26 protein-coding genes and 1 tRNA gene are annotated in these 22,545 nt (G+C 45.8%); 18 read left to right on the top strand and 9 right to left on the bottom strand.

Annotated elements, in window-relative coordinates; all coding sequences use genetic code 11:
* Nucleotides 1-43: 43 nt before the first annotated feature.
* Nucleotides 44-1,864 carry an ABC transporter ATP-binding protein gene (locus QUB61_RS19990; RefSeq protein ID WP_333131522.1) on the bottom strand — a complete coding sequence of 607 codons (1,821 nt, stop codon included), beginning with the start codon at nt 1,862-1,864 and terminating at the stop codon, nt 44-46.
* Between the two features lie 23 nt (nt 1,865-1,887).
* Here QUB61_RS19990 and QUB61_RS19985 point away from each other — a divergent pair, with 23 nt between their 5' ends.
* The gene (locus QUB61_RS19985; protein ID WP_333131524.1) at nt 1,888-2,118 is read left to right on the top strand and encodes a hypothetical protein; all 231 of its coding nucleotides are present in this window, start codon (nt 1,888-1,890) and stop codon (nt 2,116-2,118) included.
* A 35-nt stretch (nt 2,119-2,153) separates the two neighbouring features.
* On the opposite strand, the gene QUB61_RS19980 is transcribed toward QUB61_RS19985, so the two are convergent.
* Nucleotides 2,154-2,294 carry a hypothetical protein gene (locus tag QUB61_RS19980; RefSeq protein WP_333131526.1) on the bottom strand — a complete coding sequence of 47 codons (141 nt, stop codon included), beginning with the start codon at nt 2,292-2,294 and terminating at the stop codon, nt 2,154-2,156.
* On the opposite strand from QUB61_RS19980, the gene QUB61_RS19975 reads away from it, so the two are divergent.
* From QUB61_RS19975 to QUB61_RS19955, 5 genes are all read left to right on the top strand, one after another.
* Nucleotides 2,293-2,445: a hypothetical protein gene (locus QUB61_RS19975; RefSeq protein WP_333131528.1), complete on the top strand. Its 153-nt coding sequence runs from the start codon at nt 2,293-2,295 to the stop codon at nt 2,443-2,445. The two genes, QUB61_RS19980 and QUB61_RS19975, sit on opposite strands and share 2 nt — an antisense overlap.
* A gap of 68 nt (nt 2,446-2,513) precedes the next feature.
* Nucleotides 2,514-2,585: transfer RNA gene (locus QUB61_RS19970), tRNA-Gly, on the top strand.
* Nucleotides 2,586-2,836: 251 nt separating this feature from the next.
* Nucleotides 2,837-3,241, top strand: a complete 405-nt coding sequence (locus tag QUB61_RS19965; RefSeq protein ID WP_333131530.1) for a hypothetical protein — start codon at nt 2,837-2,839, stop codon at nt 3,239-3,241.
* A 4-nt stretch (nt 3,242-3,245) separates the two neighbouring features.
* Nucleotides 3,246-4,511, top strand: a complete 1,266-nt coding sequence (locus tag QUB61_RS19960) for a glutamate-5-semialdehyde dehydrogenase (protein ID WP_333131532.1) — start codon at nt 3,246-3,248, stop codon at nt 4,509-4,511.
* Between the two features lie 321 nt (nt 4,512-4,832).
* Nucleotides 4,833-5,984, top strand: coding sequence for a fatty acid desaturase (locus QUB61_RS19955; protein ID WP_333131534.1), 1,152 nt, complete (start codon nt 4,833-4,835; stop codon nt 5,982-5,984).
* A 416-nt stretch (nt 5,985-6,400) separates the two neighbouring features.
* On the opposite strand, the gene QUB61_RS19950 is transcribed toward QUB61_RS19955, so the two are convergent.
* A complete protein-coding gene (locus QUB61_RS19950) occupies nt 6,401-8,116 on the bottom strand; it encodes a lipoxygenase family protein (RefSeq protein ID WP_333131536.1) in 1,716 nt (571 codons plus the stop codon).
* Nucleotides 8,117-8,438: 322 nt separating this feature from the next.
* A complete protein-coding gene (locus QUB61_RS19945; RefSeq protein WP_333131538.1) occupies nt 8,439-9,572 on the bottom strand; it encodes a class I SAM-dependent methyltransferase in 1,134 nt (377 codons plus the stop codon).
* A gap of 686 nt (nt 9,573-10,258) precedes the next feature.
* On the opposite strand from QUB61_RS19945, the gene QUB61_RS39965 reads away from it, so the two are divergent.
* From QUB61_RS39965 to QUB61_RS19920, 7 genes are all read left to right on the top strand, one after another.
* Entirely contained in the window at nt 10,259-10,378 is a 120-nt protein-coding gene (locus tag QUB61_RS39965) for a helix-turn-helix domain-containing protein (RefSeq protein ID WP_445300264.1), read from the top strand.
* A 93-nt stretch (nt 10,379-10,471) separates the two neighbouring features.
* Nucleotides 10,472-10,735, top strand: coding sequence for a hypothetical protein (locus QUB61_RS19940; protein WP_333131540.1), 264 nt, complete (start codon nt 10,472-10,474; stop codon nt 10,733-10,735).
* A 115-nt stretch (nt 10,736-10,850) separates the two neighbouring features.
* Nucleotides 10,851-11,060: a hypothetical protein gene (locus QUB61_RS19935; RefSeq protein ID WP_333131542.1), complete on the top strand. Its 210-nt coding sequence runs from the start codon at nt 10,851-10,853 to the stop codon at nt 11,058-11,060.
* A 33-nt stretch (nt 11,061-11,093) separates the two neighbouring features.
* Entirely contained in the window at nt 11,094-11,444 is a 351-nt protein-coding gene (locus tag QUB61_RS39960) for a hypothetical protein (protein ID WP_445300998.1), read from the top strand.
* Nucleotides 11,445-11,819: 375 nt separating this feature from the next.
* Nucleotides 11,820-12,875 carry an adenylate/guanylate cyclase domain-containing protein gene (locus QUB61_RS19930; protein ID WP_333131544.1) on the top strand — a complete coding sequence of 352 codons (1,056 nt, stop codon included), beginning with the start codon at nt 11,820-11,822 and terminating at the stop codon, nt 12,873-12,875.
* A 36-nt stretch (nt 12,876-12,911) separates the two neighbouring features.
* Nucleotides 12,912-13,340, top strand: coding sequence for an NUDIX domain-containing protein (locus QUB61_RS19925; RefSeq protein ID WP_333131546.1), 429 nt, complete (start codon nt 12,912-12,914; stop codon nt 13,338-13,340).
* A complete protein-coding gene (locus tag QUB61_RS19920) occupies nt 13,310-13,858 on the top strand; it encodes an HD domain-containing protein (RefSeq protein WP_333131548.1) in 549 nt (182 codons plus the stop codon). The genes QUB61_RS19925 and QUB61_RS19920 overlap by 31 nt, the downstream gene beginning before the upstream one ends.
* 159 nt (nt 13,859-14,017) lie before the next feature.
* Here QUB61_RS19920 and fabG read toward each other — a convergent pair whose 3' ends face one another.
* Entirely contained in the window at nt 14,018-14,782 is a 765-nt protein-coding gene (gene fabG, locus QUB61_RS19915; RefSeq protein WP_333131550.1) for a 3-oxoacyl-[acyl-carrier-protein] reductase, read from the bottom strand.
* 73 nt (nt 14,783-14,855) lie between these two features.
* Between fabG and trxA the strand changes: the two genes are divergently transcribed.
* Nucleotides 14,856-15,173: a thioredoxin gene (gene trxA, locus QUB61_RS19910; protein ID WP_333131552.1), complete on the top strand. Its 318-nt coding sequence runs from the start codon at nt 14,856-14,858 to the stop codon at nt 15,171-15,173.
* Between the two features lie 126 nt (nt 15,174-15,299).
* Here the strand turns inward: trxA and QUB61_RS19905 are convergent, their stop codons facing one another.
* Complete coding sequence (locus tag QUB61_RS19905) at nt 15,300-16,196, bottom strand: hypothetical protein (protein WP_333131554.1); 897 nt, start codon at nt 16,194-16,196, stop codon at nt 15,300-15,302.
* A gap of 136 nt (nt 16,197-16,332) precedes the next feature.
* On the opposite strand from QUB61_RS19905, the gene QUB61_RS19900 reads away from it, so the two are divergent.
* Nucleotides 16,333-16,926, top strand: a complete 594-nt coding sequence (locus tag QUB61_RS19900; protein ID WP_333131556.1) for a hypothetical protein — start codon at nt 16,333-16,335, stop codon at nt 16,924-16,926.
* Nucleotides 16,927-16,980: 54 nt separating this feature from the next.
* Here the strand turns inward: QUB61_RS19900 and prmA are convergent, their stop codons facing one another.
* Together prmA and serA are read right to left on the bottom strand one after the other, a co-directional pair.
* The gene (gene prmA / locus QUB61_RS19895) at nt 16,981-17,871 is read right to left on the bottom strand and encodes a 50S ribosomal protein L11 methyltransferase (protein WP_333131558.1); all 891 of its coding nucleotides are present in this window, start codon (nt 17,869-17,871) and stop codon (nt 16,981-16,983) included.
* A 185-nt stretch (nt 17,872-18,056) separates the two neighbouring features.
* Nucleotides 18,057-19,640: a phosphoglycerate dehydrogenase gene (gene serA, locus QUB61_RS19890; RefSeq protein WP_333131560.1), complete on the bottom strand. Its 1,584-nt coding sequence runs from the start codon at nt 19,638-19,640 to the stop codon at nt 18,057-18,059.
* 661 nt (nt 19,641-20,301) lie between these two features.
* Here serA and QUB61_RS19885 point away from each other — a divergent pair.
* From QUB61_RS19885 to QUB61_RS19875, 3 genes are all read left to right on the top strand, one after another.
* The gene (locus QUB61_RS19885) at nt 20,302-20,808 is read left to right on the top strand and encodes a hypothetical protein (RefSeq protein WP_333131562.1); all 507 of its coding nucleotides are present in this window, start codon (nt 20,302-20,304) and stop codon (nt 20,806-20,808) included.
* Nucleotides 20,809-20,885: 77 nt separating this feature from the next.
* Nucleotides 20,886-21,476 carry a Uma2 family endonuclease gene (locus QUB61_RS19880; protein WP_333131564.1) on the top strand — a complete coding sequence of 197 codons (591 nt, stop codon included), beginning with the start codon at nt 20,886-20,888 and terminating at the stop codon, nt 21,474-21,476.
* Between the two features lie 13 nt (nt 21,477-21,489).
* Nucleotides 21,490-22,275, top strand: a complete 786-nt coding sequence (locus QUB61_RS19875; RefSeq protein ID WP_333131566.1) for a photosystem II S4 domain protein — start codon at nt 21,490-21,492, stop codon at nt 22,273-22,275.
* 79 nt (nt 22,276-22,354) lie between these two features.
* Here QUB61_RS19875 and QUB61_RS19870 read toward each other — a convergent pair.
* On the bottom strand, nt 22,355-22,545 hold a 191-nt coding region (locus tag QUB61_RS19870), incomplete at its 5' end, for a hypothetical protein (RefSeq protein WP_333190084.1).

Genomic DNA, 22,545 nt, shown 5'->3' with positions numbered 1-22,545 from the left:
GTGCCCGGCGGGAACACCTGAAGTCTAGACTTAGCCCAAATCCCTAATTCATTAATTCCCCGGTTTCTTGCAGCGAGTGCAGGCGGCGGTAAATGCCTTGTTGAGTCAAGAGTTCGTCGTGGCTGCCAACTTCGACGATTCTACCGCCGTCGAGCACGACGATCGCATCGGCTTCGCGAATTGTACTCAGTCTGTGGGCAATAATTATGGTGGTGCGCGTACCGAGGATATTTCGCATGGCTATCTGGATCGATCGCTCGCTTTCATAATCCAAACTAGAAGTAGCCTCATCAAAAATTAACACATCCGGCTCCACCAACAGCGCCCTCGCAATCCCCAACCGCTGGCGCTGACCGCCGGACAAGCGCATTCCTCGCTCCCCGACAACAGTATAGTAACCTTGGGGCAACAGCCGCACAAAATCGTCTACTTTGGCGATGCGACAAGCATCCTCAACTTGCTCGAAAGTTGCATTTCTGTTTCCGTAAGTCAGATTTTGCAGCAAAGTACCGTTAAAAACGTCTACTTCTTGGTGGACAATCGCTAAACGCTGCCGGTAGCGAGTCACGTCTAAGCTGCGAATGTCTTCTCCGTCGATCAGAATGCGGCCGGAGTTTGGTTCAAAATAGCGAAACAGGAGTTTCACTAAAGTCGATTTCCCGGAACCCGATCGCCCAACTAATGCTACAGTTTGACGGGGATGAATCAATAAATTCACATCCTGCAAAACGGGTTTTTGACTGTCGTACCCGAATGTCAAACCGCCGATCTCAACTTTGCCGGTAAATTTATAAGGTGGCTGTGCCGTGAGAGCATTTTCTGCTAAATTGACCGCATCAACGCCGTCTGGCGTTTGCATGAACTCGTGGAACCGGATCATTGAAGAATAGCGCCGCGCCAATAATTCGGCGATAATGCTAATCGGACGCAGTTGGGAATATGCCATGCTTGCTAACGTGTAGACGGTAACAAAATATCCGAGGGATATTTGGCCTCCTAGGGTTGCTGCTAGGCTAAAACCGAGAACTGAAAACAAACACAACTCGACAATTGTCTGCTGGTATGTCCCCATGATGACGTATCCTTTGTGAATGCGGTGGATCACGACTTTTAATTCGCGATCGAGTCTGGTTGTTTGCCTTTTGAGTTCATCGCTTTCTGTCGCAAAAGCTTTGACTGTTTTGATGTTGGTGATAATTTCCGAGTTGCGGCTTTCGGTATCTTCGATGTATTCATCCAGAATTTCTTCTCGCGCAGTCACCTCTTGCAGGCTTTTGAGGGTGAAACTGAGGATAAATAGGAATGAAACCAAAATTAATAAGCCAATCCGCCACTCAATTAACCAGATAACGGCAAAAATGCCGATTAAGCGGGCGACTTCGGGGATGAATTGGCCGGCAATTTCTGGATATGTCCAAGTATGGTTGCCGATACCTTTGGCTATGCGGCTGGCAATCCGTCCGGCGTTGTTTTCGTCGTAGAATTCTAGGGGTAAGGTGAGGATTTTCCCGATCGCACCTCTCATTCGATCGCGCCTCGCCCTCAACGGTATCGCCCAGTGGAACCAATTTCCTACCCAAGGTTCGATCGGTGCTTTGGCTACTGTTACCAGAAAAATTATGCCCAGCAAGACGGATAGCGATAATATTTTGTTGGGTGAGTGCTGGGTAAAAGAGGCGATCGCTGCTATCAGTTTTTGGGTTGTTGTATCTGTAGGTTGACCCGACAATACGTTTAATATTTGACCGATCGCGTAGGGAACAAGCAAATCGGCTAGTGCCAAAACACTGGATGCCCCTATGCTGTAAACTGATATTTTCCAGTAGCGATTGTAGTATTTGAAGATGTCCTGAAAGCTTGCCATAAATTTTTGTTGAGATACAACCCTTGCAAACACTTGGATTTAAAACTGCGCTCTCGGCGCGCCTTGTTTACAAGTGTACTACAAAAGTAGTGGCTCGGGGAGTCATCTTGGATAATGCTAGCGACTCGCCCGATGGGATGATTTATGGCAATCATTCGATCGTCAGCGATCGATCAGCAGTCGATCGCAATAAACTCAAGACTAAGGGCAAAAAAATGCAGAAGACAGAATTTTTCTGGAATTCTGCCTTCTGAGCAATGCTTTCTAGCTTTTAGGTTGGAGCAGTCTGTTAGCTTAAGGCGTAGGCTGATTGTAGCGCCCACCAGATCAAGAAACCGATTCCCGAGGCAATGACGATCGCCGAAATGGCGATCGCTATAGGACTGTCAGCTCCCTTGAACTTCATGATTCCGCGATTTAAATCTGACATGACAGTGTTCTCCCACAATTCCAGCTTGATTGTAGCTTTGCCGTCGGCGGATGGCGGTCACTCTTCACGGCAATTACTGATTTGGTTAATACTCTGGCTGCTGCAATTTCAGGTGGGGAGTGGCTTTGGGGGGGTTTTACTGGGTTTGTGAAAAAAACTTACTAAAAAGACTTGACAGATTCTCGGAATTGAGACAATATTGTTAATACCGCAGGAAATGCGGGTGTAGCTCAGTGGTAGAGCGTCACCTTGCCAAGGTGAATGTCGCGCGTTCGAATCGCGTCACCCGCTTTAGAAAAGCAAAAAAAGCTCAAGAAAACCGGAAAGTAGAGTAAGAAAGTTTTCGGTATACTCCTAAGGATGGTTGAAAATACTTAAGTTAGTGGTAAAGTGGAGTAGAAAACTTGCAAGTCACAATTGCCACTCGGGCGCTCGCTCGGAACAGGCAGTTGAAAGCCTCGATCGGGCAGAATTGACAAGTTTGATAAAGTGGATATGTTAACGATTATTTTTGCAAAAACGCTTTTTTTATCCGATCGCTCGTGCCATCTCAAAAAGCTCCAAAGATTGACTTAAACGATGAGTACCCCTGTCCTTGCCGGCGCCGGGGTCGTCTCGTGCCAATAACGTTGACAGAAGCCTTTGGCTGCAACCGCTGTCAGCAAATATTTGTATTGGAGGAAAGCGGACACGTCATCGAGCAACTATCAACAAACTATCCTTACAAGCAGGCTTGGCGGTGGACGGGCCACCAGTGGAACAGAGCGCATCCGGGTTTGAAGGCGCATTACTTGCCACTGGCTTTGGGTATGATATTGGTGCCGCTAGGGATTTGGTTGCCCTTGGCGCTGCACTCGCCGGGCCCGAATATTATTCTGTGGGCAATGGTCGCCGTGCTGCTAGCAATGCTGCCGGCGCTGATGGTATGGCTGGCTTACAGGCGTTAGCTAGATGATAATAGAGGATTTTACCCATTCATCAGATGCGGCAAATGTCGCCCGCCGGGCTTATCAAGCTTCTTTGGATCTGGCCGCGGCAAAGAGTAGGGATCGCGCAGCAGCTTTGCAGGCGATGGCGGGTTCGCTGAAACGTCGGCAAAATGAAATTTTAGAAGCAAATACTCTGGATCTAGAAGCGAGTCGGGACATGGCGATACCCGACTTGATAGTGGAGTGGCTGAAGCTGACGCCGGAACGGATCAAGACAACTGTGCAAATTCTGGAACGGTTGGGGGAAATGCCAGATCCGATCGGTCGGGTGATCAATGCTTCTTATCAGGTCGATCGGTGTCAAGTTTACTGTCAGTCGCTGCCACTGGGGGCGATCGCCCTAATTTACGAGGCGTTTCCGGAGTTGGGGGCGATCGCAGCCGGTTTGTGTCTCAAAAGCGCTAACAGTTTGATTCTCAAAGGTGGCAGCGAAAGCTGGCAAACTAATGCTGTAATTGGAGAAGCTTTGGTGTCGGCGATCGATGAGGTCGGTTTGCCGTCAGGATGTTTGCAGGTACTGCCGCCGGATCGGGGCGCTGCCATCCGAGAATTGGTCACTCAAGACCAATATCTCAATTTAATTATTCCCTACGGCAGGCCGAGTTTGGTGCAGCAAGTTGTAAGGTTGTGCACAGCACCCGTGTTGAGGTCGGCAATGGGCAATTGTTACCTTTATTGGTCGCCGACTGGCAGTTTGGAGATGGCAAGGTGGATGATTTTGGACAGCCATCAAAGCGTGCCCGATCCTGTTAACGCGATCGAGAAAGTGCTCATCGATCGCAACCAAAAGCCTTCTTCCTTAGTCAGGCTGTGGAACACTTTAAAAGAAAAAGGCTTTCAAATTAGCGCCGATGCGGATCTCGTCGCAGATTTCCCAGACTTAAAGCTGGCGGAACCATACGAGTGGACTCAACCTTATTTAAACAAAACCATAGCGTTTAAAGTTGTCGATAGTTTAGAGATTGCGATCGGCTGGATCAACCGCTACAGCAGCGGTCACGCTGACTGCATCGCCACTGAATCTTACTTAGAAAGTCGCCAATTTGCTCTGGATGTTAACAGCGCCTCAACTTTTATTAATGCCTCGCCTCGGTTTTGGCGTTATCAAAATCGGGGAGATGCGATATTTTTGGGAATGTCCAACCAAAAAGGTTATCGTCGGGGATTGATCGGGTTAGATACCCTGACGACAATTAAAGAAATTGTTCAGGGAAACGGACTTTTTTAATCTTATAGGTTATTTAGGATTGGTTGTGGGGATTAAACCCAAGTGAAAAGTGGCAGAGTATTATCGATGCGTAAGCCTTTAATAGTTGTGCCAAAATTCTATTTATAGGATACAATACTATTTTAGTACAACAATCAGGCAGCCTCGATCTCAAGCAATTTGGTCACAAGCTCCCGGATAGCCACCGTGGAGACAGATAAAATCTCCCCATCCTGACAATAAGCCGCCGGATTTATGTGTGGGTTTTATCTCAAACCGGGTACGGGATCTAATTAAATTTAGAAACTTATTAAGTCACCTGAAAATCCTCTTAGCAATAGCATGAAATCCGAAAAAAATTTCAATACTCTAGACAACACTGCAACGCCGACTTTAGGCGAAGAAACCCTAATTCACCACTCAGTATACGCTAAGAAATTGCGCCCACTCCTGCCATCAGAAGCCTTTAAACCAGATTCTAGCAAGTTGGTTATACTGTTCATTAATATGGCCATTTTGCTACTGGGTTGGGGGATTGCCGATTGTCTAGATCAGTGGCCAATCTATCTTCTATGGCTTTATTTACCTTTAGCTTTAATTATGGGTAATAGTATCGTAACTATGGGATTTTTCTCCCATGATTTCATTCACGGTAGCGTCAATAAAAAGTCTCGTATGACTTATCATATAATTAGTTTTCTAGGGTTTGCAATGATGTTTATGCCTTCTACTCAGTGGAAATATGTTCATAACATTGTACATCACAGTCAAACAAATTATCTAGAAGATCCGGATCGCAATTACCTTTACCACCAGCCGAATAGTTGGGGAAAATGGATTCAGAATTTCTTTGCGCCAGCGATTGATAAGCCATCTTGGTTATTAATAGTAGGACTTCCAGCATCGTGGTTATTTCATCAATTTTGCCACATCTCGTCGAGCCTATTGTTTAATAATAAAATTGTGGATTATGTGCCCGCTGCATTCACAGTCAGTCAGAAAGATAGATTGAAAATTGCTCTTGAGTTGTTTGCGGTTTTATGCCTGCATTTTAGCATTTTATTCTATTTAGACTTTCATGCGCTAAAAATCGTTCTTGGGTACTTGCTACCCTTAGCAATCGGTCATACAGTTGGAATGTTTTATATCTACACAAATCACCTGATTTGTCGGATGACGAGTGTTAATGACCCGCTGATTAATAGTCTTTCAATACGGGTTCCCAAAATAGTTAATTTGTTGCATTTCAATTTTTCATATCACACGGAGCATCATATTTTCCCTAGTCTTAACTCAGACTATTACCCTTTGGTTCAAGAGTTGATCCAAATTCACTATCCTGGGCGGATGAATTTACTGGATGCTGGTGAAGCTTGGCAATTGTTAATGAAAACTCCTCGGCATTACAAAGATGAAGTCACCTTAACTGATTATTTTGGGAAAACTTCGGTAAATTGCCCTCTTGATAATTCTGCTGTAACACCTTTGCCATAGCTAAATACACCCGTTACCCTCACAAGTTACCCCCAAATTACAGCTAGAAACCGACGCTAACTACCAATTTGACCTGACGGGGTTGTTATCCCGTCAGGCTGACAATTCTACATACAAAATATTCCCACTGGTAGATTCAGAAAGATAATGCTATTAATTTGTATTAGTAACCGCGTATTATGGTGCCAGAGTTGTGAAAAATTCACTATCCCGAGCCTGAATTTAATCGATGCTGGCCAAGCTTGGCGGTTACTGATGGAAACCCCACGACATTATCAAGATCGAGTCACCTTCACTGATTCCTCTGGTACAATGGCCGTGAATTGCTCGATTGTTGAAGAATTCAAAAACGGCTAATACAGAGTAAGGTGCGCAGTGCGCACCCTACGTTGAGATATTGTGCTGAATTTTTAATTCTAGATACTGATGCTATTGAGCACCAACGAAGGCTTGAGAGAAAAGTAAGGGATTACTCGTTTTTGATTGTTGGCATCAATTTTTTGTTCTGCCATATTCAAATTTTGCTGGAACTCTTTGGCTAAAACTTCGATCTGCGTTCCCCCAAAAACTTCATTGAAGCTGATCCGGTAGAGTTCTCGGAAAGATTTATCGTAATAACCCAAACGGTCATATCGATAAGCGGACAAAATAAACATAATTTGCAGTTGGTCAGCGGCTCGTTTCTGCGGAGGAAGCAACCGTAAAATGTCCTTTTCCGCAATCACTTCTAGATTACCCGACGCCGTAATTTTAGGAATATCCCGGTAGGCTGCCAAGGGCATATTGGCGGCAAAACTCATGTAGTCATACTGGGAATAATTGACTGCTGAATGCTGCGGGCCGCACGTAAAAATTACAGTGGTGACAATTTCAATTAATTGTTCAACTGTGTCGATGCGGTCTGGCATTCCTTTGACTTTACCGCCATTATCAGAGGCTAATTCTTGTGCCCAGGTTTGCAGTTCCACATCTTGTGCGATCTCTTCCTTCGTCGGGTAAAAGAAATTGAGATAGCCCGAGACAAAGGTTTTAATCGCATTCCACAGCAGCAATCCATCATCTCGGTAAGGGTAGTGAGGAAGTTGATTTGGGTCATCCATTCCCCGATTTTTCAGTTCAGTGGGAAAGGCAAATTGATCGAGACTCCAGGTACTGTACGCCTCTTTAGCCAGTTCCATGCTCTCTAACAAGGTACCGCCTAGCAATTCATCGACGGGCCCGCCGGGATTGATCAATCGAGTACGTGCCAGATCGTTGTTGGTCAACATAAAGCGAAAGTGCGGTTTCAGCAGTAGGCTAAGGGGATGATTGTTAGCCAACTGTCGGGCGGTGGCGATCGCGATTGGTTCCATCACCAGATGAGTTCGAGCTAAATGCGTGTTCATTTCATGGTGATTAGCATCTGCCACTTGTACGCAGAGTTTCGCAAACAGCCAATCGATAGGAGGATCTAATGGGGTATAGACATGGCTATCTGGATTCGGATCTAGTTGAATGGCAATAGGTGTCATTTCACCCCGATCGCGGACTCCCGTCCACCGCCAAGCGAAAAAAGCCCGCGGTTTCGGCAAGAATTTTCTGCCTTTTTCATAGGTTCCGCCTCCAACCATAGCAGGCGCGCGATAGTGTTCGTCAGTACCTGTGTAATCGGCAATGTAAATATTTTTTTGCTGCAACTCTTGGCGCCGATCGAATAATGGGTGCAAAGTCGCAAGGTTCGCCAGTGTTTGTGCCCGAGGATCGTTGGCATCTAACAGGCGAAGCATCATCGGATTTGCTCCAGACAGGCGTTGTTCTGCAAAAGAGCGATCGGTTTGGTAAATTCTGGCAACAGGAGGTAGCCGCAGCACAGTAAAGAAGTCTTCATAGTCTTGGAGATCGTCAAGAGGATCTAGAAAAGATCTCGCATCGGATGCCAACATATTTGCTGGAAGTTCCGATGTTGCTAATATCCGTTCTCCAATATACCTGCTCGAAAAGTTCTCGTCGGCAGGCACATCTTTCAATAATGCCAAAGGTGATAAACTCCCATAGTCAAACTGATAAGCTGTTTGCTGGCGATTCAAGTAATCTTTGCGCTGTTCTTGGTTCGGATCGTTTTGAGGAAGAGAAAGTTCCATATTGTCTACCATTGTATAAATCAACCCTTTTTTTGTAGTAAAAGCTCGGAGATAGTCACTATCGATCGACGATGGAATTTAAAAAGTATTGTGCGACTAGAATCCGGCTTGATATAGACATTCTTCGCCGCTCGACCGTCCTATTCCGGATTTTTTTGATCTCGGAAAAATTCCTCAAAAGGAGGCAACACTTGTCTATCGCCCTAAATCGACATAGAACGGTTTCATTCTCCGGATAAGTAGCTCGCACTTGAGAACCCCGACTTATTTGATAAGTCGAGGTTCGGGGTGTTGGGTTTTTTGAGCTTTTTGAGCTTGGTCTACTGATTAGCGGTTATGCACGAACCATTAAATATTGGGCGTTGCCGTTATATTCACCATCGCAACTCGCGAAATTAGTTTCCACCCAAATCAAGAAAAACCGCCAGATGCGACGAAATTTGGCATAGTCCATGCCGTAGTCTAAATCTTTGACTATTGCCTGAGAATCATCAAAATTTTTCAGCCAATTAGTTAAGGTTGTAGAGTAATTGTATCCGTTGAGATACCAGGTTTTTATGGTTTTGAGGTCTTTGTTGTGGCTGGGAACGGCATCGTATTTCCAGAAACGACCGTGGGGGAAAATGTATTTGTGGGTGAAAGTGCTGGACATATTGTTGGGAGTGCGGACTGTGATAATGTGAATGAAAACTTTGCCGTTATCCTTCAGGAAAGAGGCAAGCTTTTGGAAAGCTTTCGTTAAATTACCTACATGACAAAAAACGCCTATCGAGAGAATTTTATCAAATTTTGTGTCAAATTGGGCGTCGTTCATATCGCCTTCATATAGGGTAAATCGACCGGAACTGAGGTAGCTTTCGGGGTCTTGCATCTTCTGACGCATATACTCGCATTGGTTGTGGCTCAAGTTAATCCCCGTAAAGGTGACATTGGGGAATTTGGAAAGAATGTAATTGGGGACGCAACCCCAACCGCAGCCAAAGTCTAAAATTCGATCGCCATCCTGAATGTCTAGCTTCTCAATCACATCATCAATCATCTGCATTTGCGATTGTTCAAGGTTGGCCGCTCCTTTTTCCCACAACCCCATGGTGTATTTAGGATAAATGAGTTTGCCGTCGCCTAACATCCGATTCAGCATTGCTTGAGGCAAGTCGTAGTGAATTTTCATTAAATCCCGGGACCCTTCGGCGGTACGATCTGTTTCTCTCAGTACCCATTCGTAGGGGGCAAGCAGGGACGGACAATGCTTAAACAATACGGGCATACAGGTATCAAAAAGCGATCGCAATACTGAATCCGGTACTTCTAAGCCGTTGATGTAAGACTCTGCTACTGCCATGTGGGCCGCGTTAACTGCACTGGCTGCGAGGCGGGTTGCTGCGTAGGCGATCGGACTTTTGGTATGCAAATCTCCCACGATGGGAATGTGCTTTTCGATGCTTTCTAGGACGGTTGATGAAGTCATGTTTATACTGGTTTTAAAGATGCTGCTATTCTATCTCACTAAAATTGGCTGGTTGTTAGAGAGCCAAAAAGCTGAAACTATTGCCAAGTAAGGTTTGCACAGCAAAACTCCGCAAAATCCTAAAAATATATGGCGGTTGAAGGGGATTGGATAACGGATTTATCGGGCTTTGAGCGATATTAATTTTATTAAGAATTGTGTCATTCGATTTAAGATTTGAGATTGACTCCACAGCCTTGACGGAGGGCTTGAATTGGGGTGTTTTCACGGTGCGGTAGCGATTTTACTGCTGAATCATACTATTTTAGATTTGAGAATTGGGAATGACTGATGAGCTAAGATTTGGGTTCTTGCCTAGAGTTGCATTCTTTTTTTAAACTGGTGTCAGTTTGGCGGTTGAGCTGACGAAACCAGAAGCAAATGCCGATCGCGACTTATAGTTAACTAACAGCCGGTTCGTCCAAGGCGTGTATTTAGAGGGGTGTTAAAGGCGAAGAAGGCCTCCGTACCCCGAATAAATCACCGATCAAAAATGAAAGGCGTGGCGGTCTAGGTACACGCAGGTCAATTGTATGTCGGGAGCATCCTGATTTTCAATGTACTTTCTTGCAGATTGAAACAGTAATACAATCATAACAATGTGACGAAATATAGTATATTGTAACTAGGTCGAAACAAGGAAGTTTATGCAACTAACCTACAAGTACAGGCTAAAACCCACTAAACATCAAACGGTAACGATAGCGACTCACCTCGAACTTTGCCGTCGGCAATACAACTACCGATTAGGCGAAAGATTTAAATAGTGGGAAGCGACCAGAACACCGATTAATGCCGGCCCTTTAACTGCCTCCATAGTTTCAGTAGAGGAAATCTACAACGATATTCTTCTCACAAGAGTGCAAACGAGAAATGGCAAAAAAAAAGATGGCTCTGGTAATCCCTTAACAAAAAAGGGTGATGTTTTCTCAAACATTGATGGTGGTAACGTGCAGTGGTTGAATGTACAGTTGTCTGACTGGAAAAACACCAAAAAACTCTTCCCTGATTACAAATCCTTGGATTCCCAAGTTTTACAGGATGTAGTAAATCCTGTAGAAACTTCCTTCTCAAATTTTACGATCCCGATTAAAATGGCAATCGTAGAGGCAAGCATAAATTGAAGGGTTGATTTTACTACAAATCTCTTACTGGTTCTCAACTTGATAATTTGAAGATTATCAAAGATGAGCCTTCATAGGATGTGTAGAGACTACCGCGAAAGTAGGTCAAGTGCCAATGGTATTCCATAGACAAATACCGAAAGGATTCAAGGTTAAGACTGGAACGGTTATCTCAGAAGCAGAGGTCGGGCATATTTCCGTAACGCTAGAAGATCGAACAGTTCCAGTAACGGTTGTAGAAATTCAACCGACAGCAGAAAACAGTATTGGTATCGATCTAGGGATTACTATTTACGCCTACCTATCCAATGGAGAACAAGTCTAAAACCAGAGATTCTTAAGAGAGTCTTCTCAGAAGCTGGCAAGACAAAGGTCGAAGCTAGCTAGCAGGATTAAAGGTTCTAAGCCCGGGAAAATCCTCAAAGGCAAGATTTCTAAGCTCGCTCAGTTTGTAGCTAGAACGAGATGGGATTTCTCATTCAAAACAACACATAAGTTATTTGATAAGTGTGATGTTTGGGTGGTAGAGGATTTGAGTCTTAAGAACAGGAGTAAACGCGCCCCAGTCAAGACTGATATTGAAGATGGCAATTTGGTTGAGTTGCCTAAGGGTCAAGCGGCTAAAAGCGGTTTGAATAAATCAATACTTGATGCGGCAAGCGGGTCAATTTACTGCGGTGCTCAAATATGTCGCTGGGAAATGAGGTAAAAGCGTTGTATTCCTTGACCCCAAGGGAAATTATCGACAGGGTGGGAATGCGATCGACAAAGTGCCTAAAGAATGGTCAGATTGATGGCATTCCTGTCAGTGTGGGGAGTCCTGGGAGCGAAAGGAAAATTTAGCCAAACTTATCAAAAGAATTGGCTATAATTACGAAAGTGGCGGTGGTTCTACGTCACTAAAAAAAGCCCTGGCATCGAGGGAAAAAGAAGCCTGGGGTCTAACGGTACTCCGTCGATCGTCAGGTTGGTTCACGGAATCAGGGGGTGCACAAAAGATGCCGAGAAACCGGGTTTCCATACAGGTTCGCTGCAATAACAGATGTCCGCGAGATTCCTCGCTAATTAGCTAGATGCGCCCCCTATGCCACAGATTCACTATCTGCCGGACGATCGCTCGATCGAGATAGACGACGACGATATAATTCTCGAAGCTTCGCTGCGTGCAGGCATTCCCCACACCCACATCTGCGGCGGTAGTGCCCGGTGTTCGACTTGTCGCGTATTAGTTGTCGAAGGTTTACAATTTTGCTCTCCCCGCACTTCGCCGGAAGAGGAGCTCGCCAAAAAATTGCGCCTAGAGCCGGAAATTAGGCTAGCCTGTCAGACGCAGGTTGCGGGCGGCAAGGTGATTTTGCGCCGGCTGGCGATCGATTCTGAGGACTTGGAATCATTTAACGACGAAATGGCCGGAAAGTTGATTTCTACTCCTGTGGGTCAAGAGAAGAAAATTGCAATTTTGTTTGCCGATATTCGAGGCTTTACTGCGTTTTCAGAATCGCTGTTGCCCTACGATGTAATTTATGTTTTAAATCGCTATTTCCAAAAAATGGGTTATGCGATCAACCGCAACGGCGGGATGATTAATAATTATATGGGAGATGGTTTTATGGCGCTGTTTGGGTTGGAAAATTCAGACCAGGCGGCCCAACAAGCGGTGAGGGCTGGAGTGGAGATGCTGGAGGAACTAGAGAAACTCAATCCCTATTTTGAGACTTTATACCGTCACCGATTGCGGATTGGGATTGGCATTCACTGCGGCTGCGTGGTTGTGGGGATGTTGGGCGCGTCGAAAAATCAGACAGTGACGGCGATCGGGGATGCGGTGAATTTTGCCAGCCGGATTGAAGCGGCGAACAAGCAAGTGGGAACAAGTTTTTTGATTTCCGAGGATACTTATCAGGAAGTTAAGGATTTGGCGATCGTCAATCGGCGCGTATCAGTGCAAATTCCGGGTAAAAGTGGCGAATATCCGCTGTATGAAGTAGTCGGGATGGCACCGCTGCCCGTGGAAATCGAAGAAGTTTCTGAGGTAGGAGAAGGTTCTATTGGGCAAAGTTTTGTCAATAAGTTACTGGCTTTGTCTGCTGCGGTGTACAATTGGATTAGGCAAATTTGGATTCAAATTAGAAAACTATAGATCGACTTTTTTGAGTTTTGTTATTCCCTCGATAAGATGAATATTCCTCAGTCAATTGTTCGCATTTTTCTCATGCTCCCCAACGGTCAGATTGGGGCCCAACTGCGAGATAATATTCCAGGTATTGCCAGTCAAGGAATGCTTTCTACTTTTGGTGGTGGCGTGGACATTGGAGAAAGTCCAAAGCAGGCAGCCCTGCGAGAAATGGAGGAAGAAACTTGCCTCACAACCAATTTTTACAAAATGGAGTTTATCACAACTTTTACTCACCAAAAGACCCAAAAAGATAGAAAAATTTTACAAAAAAACCACCTTTTTTTGGCCATAGTAAGCGACTGCGATCGAATAGAAATCAAAGAAGGTGTGGGTTTGGTAGTTTTGAGAAAAAATGTAGATTTTGAAAAAGTCAACGCCGGGGAAGGTACTCAAATGGCTTGGAAATTGTTGCAGGAATATTTAAAATAAAAACTCCCACACTACCTTTTCCCCGCGATGAGACTCAAACTTTAATAGAGAACTTATTTACTATGCTGTCAAATACGAATTCAGATTACGAATCATTACTACAACGAGCGATCGCGATCGCCGCTAAAGCTCATGAGGGGCAGGTTGATAAGGCAGGCAATCCCTATCTCGATCATCCGCTATTTGTGATGGAAAATGTAAAATCTCTAGAGCAGAAAATTGTAGCGGTTCTACACGATGCGGTCGAAGATTCTGAACTTACACTTGAGCAACTTAGAAGCGAAGGTTTTCCTGAAGTTCTAGTCTCGGCGATTGCGGCGATTACCAAAATAGAAGGAGAAGCTTATGCAACTTATTTAGAGCGTGTGATTGCTAACCCGATCGCATTGCGAGTCAAAATCGCTGATGTTACTCATAACCTCGATATTCGTCGCATCGCCAATCCGACAGAGGCAGATTTTCAACGCATTGCCAAATACAAAAAAGTCCTCAGTCAGTTGCGTGCCGCCTTAAAGTAATTATTATTTATTAAATAAACTGAAAATATGTAAATTTAGCCTAATTAATTTCACTTCAAATACGCTAACAGACATAAATTCAACCGCAGATATCCGCCTTCATCGTGGCACAGGCCAGAAAGCCTGTGCGATATCTGCGGTTAAAAAAATCCCCAAATCCTAAGCCATCACCATCCCCCCATCCACATTAAAAACCTGCCCGGTTATATAAGCCGCCGCCGCATCTGCCGCCAAAAACTTCACCATCCCCGCAACTTCCTCAACTTCCCCATATCTCCCCAGCGGAATATACTTCAAAATTTCATCAGACTTGACATCCTTAGTCATATCTGTAGTGATAAAACCCGGTGCAACTGCATTCACAGTAATCCCGCGACTCGCCAACTCTTTCGCCACTGTTTTAGTAAACCCAATTACCCCAGCCTTCGCCGCACTGTAATTAGCTTGTCCCGGATTGCCCATTTGCCCAGCAACCGAAGCAATATTAATAATTCGGCCGCTTCGCTGTTTCAGCATGATTTTACTGGCAGCTTTCGCACACAAAAACACGCCAGTTAAATTTAAATCAATTACCGCTTGCCAATCTTCCAACTTCATCCGCAGCAGCAAAGTATCGCGAGTAATGCCTGCATTGTTCACCAAAATGTCAATCCGTCCCCATTTTTCCATGACATTACTGGTGAGAAAATCTACTTGGTCAGTTTTCGAGACATCTGCTGCAAGTGCCACAGCTTCTCCTCCTGCTGCGACTATTTCTGCTACCACCTCATCAGCAGCAGCACTCGAACTCGCATAGTTTACGGCGACTTTAGCGCCCTCTGCCGCTAGGGCTAAAGCAACGGCGCGACCGATTCCCCGCGACGCACCGGTCACGACAGCAACTTGACCCCGCAATCTCTGAAAAGTCTCTGGCAATAGTTCCATAATTGTATCCTCGCAATCTACCAGAGAATTTTGCACTAAAATCGAGCCAGAACCAAAAAAATTATTTTGTCTTATGGCAGTTCAAAAACAGTTCAGCAGTTTTGAGGAGTTAGTATCCGGCTCTGACTTGCCGGTGTTGGTAGATTTTTATGCTACTTGGTGCGGGCCTTGTCAGATTATGGCAGGGATTTTGGAGCAAGTGAGCGGTCAGATGAAAGACAAGCTGATGGTTGTCAAAATTGACACGGATAAGTACGACCAGTTGGCGTCGCAGTATCACATTTATGCTTTGCCGACTTTGGTGCTGTTCAAAAATGGCGCTGAGGTCCATCGCATTGAGGGAGTGCTGCAACCGGCGCAGTTGATCGATCGAGTGCAACCTTTCTTGTAGTTATGGTATTTTACCTTAATTAAGACATCTCCAACAAATAATCTCAAGCTTTTAAGCGAGATGTAGGGGTGAAGCATTTGGGCGACAATTTATGTTGAAAACAAAAGTGTTTGGTGTCCAAATGCTTCACCTTCCTCCCTGCTGACGGTATTCGATAATTTCACCTGTTGTTATCTCCTCTATCTTTACTGGTGCTTCAAATGATTTAAGTTTAAATTTTAGACAATCCCAATTCTTGGCATATTTATCGTTAAAGTAAACTGCTATGGTATCTGGTTGCTGGATGAAAAAATCCTCAGCCTGACCAACATTAGTTATTATGCGATCTGCGTCTGTTTTGATGCGACTGCTATTTCCAGCACTTGTGATTCCCCCTCCCATCTGGCTCAAGACGCGACCGCCAGGAGTTTGAAGAATAGGGTCTATACCAGCTTCCCGAAGACGCTTAATATCGCTGTCAGAAGCATTGTATGGCAACCCGACACAGCGCTTTAGAGTGTCTCGATCGAGAATTTCACGCCAATTCTCTTCGATAATTCTTAGTAAGTCTTGATTTGTAAATCCTCCTTGATGTGGATGGATATCGATTAAATACATCATTGCCTTACGGGAGTCTGCAATAGCAAATAAGAGATCGTCTGTTCGTTCAAGAAATTCCTGATGCCTGGGATGAGGATTAGTACCTAAATGGAAGTGATACACTCCCCAGTCGTAAAACATGAGGTCTTTGTAGCCTGGCTTATTGAGGGTTATGCTGAGATGAGGTTTTAAATCTTGACCAGACTTAGCTTTCTCAATAAACTGCTGCAAACCTAATGTAATTTCCTGTGGAATAATTTTGTTTTCCAATTCTTTAGACTGCTCAACAGTCCATACAATAGTTGGTGGTATTCTTAGCAATAAATTGAGATACCTTGTCAAAACGGTATCAAGGTTTTCTTCATCTTTTGGAGGATGACCTAAACTGCAAAGCTCTTGGGTAATTATTTCTTTAAAATCAGCAAGAAAGTTTATTTGTGCCACGATCTACTGTTTTCTCCAGCTAACTTATAATAACTTATAATTATATCGCAGTTGCCATATAGTTACCATTGGTGAAACCCGAGCGCTTCTCTTGGGTTTATTTAAGTTGTTTTACTTACCATTTTAAGCGTCTATCATGAAAACACCAAGCCACGCAATTATCAATCTGGCAATTCTCGGTAGAACCCAGCATTCTGAGTTGAATTTGCTCATCGTTACGGGCGGAATTTTGCCGGATATTCCGATATTTTTATTTTACTTTTGGGCGAAATACATTGCTCGCTTGCCCGAAGCTACAATTTGGTCAAAAGCATATTATGAGCCTTTTGTGCAAAATATTGTGGCTCTGTTTCATTCAATTCCTCTGGCGGGTATTGGTTGGCTAGTTGCTTATTACTTGGGCTGGCCAAGCGTGCAAATTCTGTTTCTCAGCATCATCCTGCACTCTCTGGGAGATTTGCCAGTCCACAATGACGACGCTCACAGACACTTTTTTCCGTTCAGCAATTACCGTTTTATCAGTCCGATTTCTTATTGGGATAGGAAGCACTACGGGTCAATTGTTTCTTTGGTTGAAATGTTGTTAGTGCTGCTGTCAACATACCGCGTTTTTGGTTTGGTTAATTCTTATGCTGGTAAAGGATTGTTGATTTTGGTCAATGCTTTTTACTGGGCTGGCCCGGTTTATTTTCAGGTTCGAGATTTATTTAAATTCACTTCCCAAAGATGAAAAATGAACACAAAATTACCAATTAGCAATTAGGAATTAGCAATTACCATATTGTTAACTTCGCCGAATGTTAAAACAGCACCAATCTTCGCGCTTCCACAGAGTAGCGACAATCCAGCCGTGCTGTTCGAGTGTGTCAGCAATTGGCTTAGCTTGTTCGAGTAAAATGCCGCTGAGCACGGCCCAAGTAGTGGGTTTGCTAATTGCGGTGAACTGCGGGATTAAATCAATGATTACTTCTGCTAAAATGTTGCACATCAAACCGTCGATCGGCTCATCTACCATTTCTTTCAAGCGATCGATACTGCCGAGCTCTGCAACCAACTGCTGAGAATTAACGCGGTTGAGTTGTCTGTTGCTAATGGTCGATCGCACTGCCAAAGGATCTGTATCCAAAGCATAAACTTTTGTAGCGCCCAACAACACGGCGCCGATCGACAAAATACCCGATCCGCAGCCGATATCGGCAACTACGTACTCTTTGTCATCAAAACCGAGCCGCATTTCCAGCGACTCCAGACAAAGTTGAGTAGTAGCGTGAGTACCGGTACCGAAGGCCACACCGGGATCTAAACGCAAAATGAGGCGATCTGTATCAGTTGGTACGGGCAGCCAGGCCGGATTAATTAAAAAGCGATCGCCCACTTCTTGAGGCTGCCAGTGCTGCTTCCAAGTGCTGCCCCAGTCTTCCTCTTCAATCAAATCCCACTGCATGGCAGGTAGGGGCAAACCTGCACACAGAGCATCTTGGCGCAGCCACAGAGACAGAGCGGCCAAATCCAGCAATCCTGCTTGTTCTTCGGGCAAATAAGCCGACATCAGGCAAGAATTGCTTTTGATCTCAGTAGCAGTTCCCCGACAGCTAAACCGTTCCAGACGCCAAAAGATGATATCTTCCAGCGCCGGATCGCAAAGAATTCTAATTTCCCACCAGCTATGTGCCATAACGATTTTAGATTTTAGATTTTAGATTGTAGATTGGCCCCGGGGAACTGGAGACTGGGAACTGGGGAGTGAGGAATGAGGATTGGCTAATCGAAAAATTCCCGCTTGGAAGGCCAATTACCAATGACCAATTGCCCATTACCAATTATCAGTCCTTGCATCCAAAATCTAAACTCCAAAATCCTTCAAAGATTTACCGTGTAAGCATCCCGAATTCCCGGAACTTTTAGGATCTCGGCGAGTATCCCCTCGGGTAGGGGGTCATCGAGGCTCAAAACCATGACGGCATCGCCTCGCACGATTTTACGGCCTACTTGCATACTGGCAATATTGACATTAAAACTGCCCAATTGGGAACCAATTTTGCCAATAATCCCCGGCATATCGCGGTGCAGGGTAAACAGCATGTGGTGAGTGGGGGAAACGTTGACCGGGAAATCGTCAACGCTGGTAATCCGAATTTCGCTTTCGCCGAGCACTGCACCCGTGACTGTGTGTTCGCCGAGAGTTCCCTTGGCCGAGAGGTGCAGGGAGCCGGTGTAGTCGCGAATCGAGGCGTCTCTGGTTTCGACGACGCGAATTCCGCGTTCTTTTGCTTCAATGCTGGCGTTGACGTAGTTAACGCGCTCTCGCAGGGCTTGGGAGAGCAGGCCTTTGAGGGCGGCAACGACTACGGGCTGGCTTTGGTTGTTGGCCAATTCGCCTTGGAGTTGGACGTTGAGGTAATCGACTCGGCCTCCGGCTAGCTGGCTGACGAGGTTGCCGAGGGTTTCGGCGAGTTGCAGGTAGGGTTTGAGTTTTTCGATCGAGTCTGGGAAAATGCCGGGTATGTTGACAGCCGATCGCGCGGGCAGCCCCAACAGCACGTCGCGAATTTGTTCAGCAACATCGATCGCCACATTCACCTGAGCTTCCGCTGTGGATGCTCCCAAGTGGGGCGTCAGCACGAGGTTTTGGCCGACACTCCGCAACGGGGAATCGGCTTGCAGCGGTTCCTGTTCGTAAACGTCCAAAGCTGCGCCTGCGATCTTGCCTTCTTTGATGGCTTCTGCGAGGGCTGCTTCGTCGATGATGCCGCCTCTGGCGCAGTTTATGATGCGGGCCGTAGGCTTCATTTTCGACAGCACTTCAGCGTTTATTAAGTGCAGGGTTTCCGGGGTTTTGGGGATGTGCAGGGTGATGTAGTCGGATTCGCGCATCAGCAGTTCGAGTTCTACCAAGCGACAGCCCAACTGGTCGGCTCTTTCGGTGGAGATGAAGGGGTCGTAGGCGAGCAGTTTCATGCCCATTGCTTTGGCGGAGGCGGCGAGGTGCGAGCCGATTTTGCCCAAACCGACGATGCCGAGGGTTTTTTTGTAAACTTCTACGCCGATAAAGCGGTTGCGTTCCCATTTACCACCTTTGACGGATGCGTTGGCTTCCGGGATGTGGCGGGACATCGAGAGCATCATGGCGATCGCGTGTTCGGCTGCGGCGATCGTGTTGCCTTCGGGGGAATTGACGACTACAATTCCTTTGCGGGTAGCGGCGGGTACATCGACATTATCTACACCGACACCGGCTCTGCCGATGATTTTGAGTGCATTCCCGGCTTCTATGATTTCTTTGGTAACTTGGGTGCCAGAACGGATCATTAAAGCGTCGTAATCTGGAATAATTCGTACCAGTTCTTCGGCTGAGAGCCCTGTGTTTACGTCAACTTGCGCGACTTGAGAGAGGATGTCAATTCCGGCTTGGTCGATCGGATCGGATACTAGAACTTTAGGCATAGCAAGCAATTGAGTGGAATCAGTAAAAATAGGCAAGCGCGTTGGCGAGCACAAAGTTGAGGCTTAAACCAAGGGCAGTATCTCACGGCCCGGCTCAAGCTTGCCTTTGTGCAGTTTGAATTGTATCTGCATTCGGTCTTGACCGACCGTTTTTGCTTGAAATATTTTAGGTTTGGGGGCTCGCGCACTCTCGGACGGTCTGGCAATCCCGGAACTGCTTAGCTAGTATGTCTTTTCCGACTATAATTATTTCTAGGTGTCCGAGCCTAACCATCAGGAATTATTGTCAGTCAGTAACGAGCGAGCTAAAGCCACTGAGCTTGTAAGAGAGATCGAAGCAAGCTATACTGACGGGCCTAAGTCTTCATTGACTACGTTGTTTGGGTCACGACACTCCTTGAATGCGACGCTAGTTTTCCGCTCTGTCGCTTGTAGTTAAACAGTCTTAAAGTCACGCTCGGCAGTGCTGCAAGCTTAACAAGCCCTTACAACAAAGGCACAAAGCGAACGTTACCTAGTAATAGGTCGGAGACAACCATATCTCCAAGAGGGGCTACCATACCCCTCTCCCTGCAAGGGGGATTCAATGCGGTTGAAACCGCCGGGTCGTTTTCCTTTCAAGGCTGAAGCCATTGAGTTTCCCACTTACCGAGTATTTTATATGAATTATCTTATCGCCGTACTGCCCGATCGAATTCAAGCCGAAGCTGCCTACAATGCTCTGGAAAAAGAAGGCTTGCCCATGAAGCAAGTGAGCATTTTGGGCCGCGGCTACAAAACTGCTGATGAATTTGGCTTGATCGACCCCAACCAGCAAGCGAATAAACAAGCTAAACTCATGGCGGTTTGGCTGGTGCCGTTTGGCTTTATTGCTGGCGTTACTTTCAGTCTGATGACTCAGTTGAAGACTTTTGCCTGGGCGGGCGAAATTGGCGATCACGCCATCGGCGGAGTGCTAGGTGCGATCGCCGGCGGGATGGGCAGCTTTGTTGTTGGCGGGGCCGGGGGCATGGCTTTTGGCAGCGGCGATGCTTTGCCCTACCGCAACCGTTTGAATGCGGGTAAATATTTGATTGCGGTTAAGGGTACTGATGATTTGACTGGGAAAGCTGCGAAGATTTTGCGGCAGTTTGAACCGGAAAATATCCAAGGTTATACAGAGACTTAGTTATGTGTTGATTGTCAACTGTTGACGGTTAACTATTAACTGTTGACAGTCAACTCGTGTAATATTTGGAGGCAGTTATGGAATTACAAACTATCCCCCTACCTTCTCCCCTAGAATTAACGATCGAATTAACAGACGAGCAGTTTTTTCAGTTGTGTATAGACAACCGGGATTTGAGATTTGAGCGCACTGCAGCGGGAGAATTAATTATTATGCCGCCTGCGAGTAGCGATACAGGCAGACGGAATGCGGATCTAAGTTTTCAACTCGAAGGTTGGAGCCGTCAAAATAAGCATTTGGGAATTGCTTTTGATTCTTCAACTGGATTTAAGCTGCCCGACGGTACAGACATTTCTCCCGATGCTGCTTGGATGCGCCGCGACAGGTGGGATGCTTTAACTGCTGAAGAAAAAAAGAAATTTGCGCCGATTTGTCCCGATTTTGTGGTGGAATTGCGATCGACCACTGACTCCCTAGAAAAATTGCGGGCTAAAATGAAAGTGTATGTGAAAAATGGAGCGAGGTTGGGATGGTTGCTCGATCGCAAAAATAGAAAAGTTGAAATCTCCCGTCAAGGTTCAGATGTGGAAATTTTAGACTCGCCTGCAACTCTGTCAGGCGAAGATGTATTACCGGGTTTTGTTTTGGATTTAAGTGATATTTTGTAGGTTGATATTAATTATGGCGAATTTACAAAGAGAAGAACTGTTAAAAGGCATAGAAAACCGCGAATGTGTGGCGCGGGTACTCGACCAAGCCGAACAAGCAATTAAAACTTGGGAAGTTACTCAGACTGAGTTTCTGTCGCCTCCAGAATTGGCGGACACTCTGACGGTATTTAAGCGGTTAACAGACGTGGAAGTAGTGGCTTGGGGCGGCTACCCGCAAGCTGAAAGACAAAGAATTGCGATCGCGCGATCGGATATCCCGATCGACTCTGCTAGCGTTAGCATTGCTGCGGTAGAAATCGCTGGCAATTTCTTGTTCGATACAGCTTCCCACCGCGACTTTTTGGGGGCGATGTTGGGTACGGGAATTGTCCGCGAGAAAACGGGCGATGTGATTGTTTTGGGTGAACGCGGCGCGCAAGCCATTGTCATGCCCGAGATGGTAGAGTATTTGGAGATGAGTTTGCAGCAAGTGCGATCGGTTCCTGTAAAAACTCAGCGCATTGAGTTGAGCGAACTCAAAATTAGAGAACCCAAAAAGAAAGAAATGACAACCGTTGAAGCATCCATGAGATTGGATGCTGTCGCCTCCGCTGGATTCGCAATGTCTCGCAGCAAAATGGCCGATTTAATTGACAGCGGCGACGTGCGAGTTAACTGGAAAGACGTTACTCAAGCTAGTTATAATGTCAAGTCGGGAGATTTAATTGCTGTTACGGGCAAGGGAAGATTGGAAATAGGGGAAGTTGCTGTTACTAAGAAGGAACGCTATCGAGTCCAGTTAACTCGATATTTGTAATTTATGGGCGGCATCTTCGGCCCAACCCCTACTCCCCACAAAAAATTGACTCTTTGTGGAACAGGCATCTTGCCTGTTCTTAAGAATGCTGAGGCCAAGAAGCCCAACCCTTACTCCCCACAAAAAGTTGACACTTTGTGGAACAGGCATCTTGCCTGTTCTTAAGAATGCTGAGGCCAAGAAGCCCAACCCCTACTCCCCACAAAAAGTTGACACTTTGTGGAACAGGCATCTTGCCTGTTCTTAAGAATGCTGAGGCCAAGAAGCCCA

The organism is Microcoleus sp. C2D2, from assembly GCF_036702495.1.
Lineage (GTDB): Bacteria > Cyanobacteriota > Cyanobacteriia > Cyanobacteriales > Microcoleaceae > Microcoleus.
This window is presented reverse-complemented; position numbering and strand designations above follow the sequence as displayed.

What these genes read in the sequence shown, in the direction of transcription:
- QUB61_RS19990 (WP_333131522.1), bottom strand. Translation starts at nt 1,864, where the DNA reads ATGGCAAGCTTTCAGGACATCTTCAAATACTACAATCGCTACTGGAAA.
- QUB61_RS19975 (WP_333131528.1), top strand. Translation starts at nt 2,293, where the DNA reads ATGACAGTGTTCTCCCACAATTCCAGCTTGATTGTAGCTTTGCCGTCG.
- QUB61_RS19980 (WP_333131526.1), bottom strand. Translation starts at nt 2,294, where the DNA reads ATGTCAGATTTAAATCGCGGAATCATGAAGTTCAAGGGAGCTGACAGT.
- QUB61_RS19960 (WP_333131532.1), top strand. Translation starts at nt 3,246, where the DNA reads ATGATAATAGAGGATTTTACCCATTCATCAGATGCGGCAAATGTCGCC.
- QUB61_RS19955 (WP_333131534.1), top strand. Translation starts at nt 4,833, where the DNA reads ATGAAATCCGAAAAAAATTTCAATACTCTAGACAACACTGCAACGCCG.
- QUB61_RS19950 (WP_333131536.1), bottom strand. Translation starts at nt 8,116, where the DNA reads ATGGTAGACAATATGGAACTTTCTCTTCCTCAAAACGATCCGAACCAA.
- QUB61_RS19945 (WP_333131538.1), bottom strand. Translation starts at nt 9,572, where the DNA reads ATGACTTCATCAACCGTCCTAGAAAGCATCGAAAAGCACATTCCCATC.
- QUB61_RS39965 (WP_445300264.1), top strand. Translation starts at nt 10,259, where the DNA reads ATGCAACTAACCTACAAGTACAGGCTAAAACCCACTAAACATCAAACG.
- QUB61_RS19935 (WP_333131542.1), top strand. Translation starts at nt 10,851, where the DNA reads ATGGTATTCCATAGACAAATACCGAAAGGATTCAAGGTTAAGACTGGA.
- QUB61_RS19930 (WP_333131544.1), top strand. Translation starts at nt 11,820, where the DNA reads ATGCCACAGATTCACTATCTGCCGGACGATCGCTCGATCGAGATAGAC.
- QUB61_RS19925 (WP_333131546.1), top strand. Translation starts at nt 12,912, where the DNA reads ATGAATATTCCTCAGTCAATTGTTCGCATTTTTCTCATGCTCCCCAAC.
- fabG (WP_333131550.1), bottom strand. Translation starts at nt 14,782, where the DNA reads ATGGAACTATTGCCAGAGACTTTTCAGAGATTGCGGGGTCAAGTTGCT.
- trxA (WP_333131552.1), top strand. Translation starts at nt 14,856, where the DNA reads ATGGCAGTTCAAAAACAGTTCAGCAGTTTTGAGGAGTTAGTATCCGGC.
- QUB61_RS19900 (WP_333131556.1), top strand. Translation starts at nt 16,333, where the DNA reads ATGAAAACACCAAGCCACGCAATTATCAATCTGGCAATTCTCGGTAGA.
- prmA (WP_333131558.1), bottom strand. Translation starts at nt 17,871, where the DNA reads ATGGCACATAGCTGGTGGGAAATTAGAATTCTTTGCGATCCGGCGCTG.
- serA (WP_333131560.1), bottom strand. Translation starts at nt 19,640, where the DNA reads ATGCCTAAAGTTCTAGTATCCGATCCGATCGACCAAGCCGGAATTGAC.
- QUB61_RS19885 (WP_333131562.1), top strand. Translation starts at nt 20,302, where the DNA reads ATGAATTATCTTATCGCCGTACTGCCCGATCGAATTCAAGCCGAAGCT.
- QUB61_RS19880 (WP_333131564.1), top strand. Translation starts at nt 20,886, where the DNA reads ATGGAATTACAAACTATCCCCCTACCTTCTCCCCTAGAATTAACGATC.
- QUB61_RS19875 (WP_333131566.1), top strand. Translation starts at nt 21,490, where the DNA reads ATGGCGAATTTACAAAGAGAAGAACTGTTAAAAGGCATAGAAAACCGC.